General features: G+C 54.3%; 1 protein-coding gene. It reads left to right on the plus strand.

The annotated features are described in order from the left end of the window. Nucleotides 1–616: hypothetical protein (locus tag VF724_RS21310; RefSeq protein ID WP_442788080.1), on the plus strand; the 616-nt coding region annotated here is incomplete at its 5' end. Between the last annotated feature and the right edge of the window lie 25 nt (nucleotides 617–641).

Here is a 641-nt window from a genome sequence, read left to right on the forward strand (position 1 = left end):
GATCTATGGCAAGGAAGAGACCGTCTCCTTCCTGTGTTTGGATTTGTTGTGGGGCCAGGGTCTTTATCAAGAGTTGCGCTTCGTCCTCGTTCGGCATGGCGACCGCCTTTCCCTTCTCGTCAGCACCGATCTGACGCTGGAAGCGACGGAGATCATCGCGCTATACGGATATCGGTTCAAGATCGAATGCACGTTTCGGGAAATGAAGCAGGTCATCGGTGCGTTCGGTTATCGCTTCTGGAGCGCGTCGATGCCGAAGCTGAACCGCTACCGCCGCAAAGGAGAGACAGATCCGCTGGAGCAGGTGACAAACGAGTCGGATCGGAAACGGATTCGGTTGACCCTCCAAGCCATCGAAGGCTTCGTCATGTGCAGCGTCATCGCGACGGGCATCGTGCAGCTCCTCGCTTTGCGATTTTCCGGGCGTACGCCTGCTCTGTTCTTCCGTTATCTTCGCACACCGTCCAAATCCATCGTGTCGGAGGCAACGGTCGTAGCTTACTTGCGCCAATCGCTTTTTCGCTTGTTTGCTCAAAACCCACATCTGGCCCTAACTCAAATTATTCGTTCCAAGCAGAAATCGGCCCATCCGGATGCGGATTCGCTTGCTTCTTAAACGTGAAAACTTCTCACTGTCCAGT

This window comes from Ferviditalea candida (assembly GCF_035282765.1).
Taxonomy (GTDB): Bacteria; Bacillota; Bacilli; order Paenibacillales; family KCTC-25726; genus Ferviditalea; species Ferviditalea candida.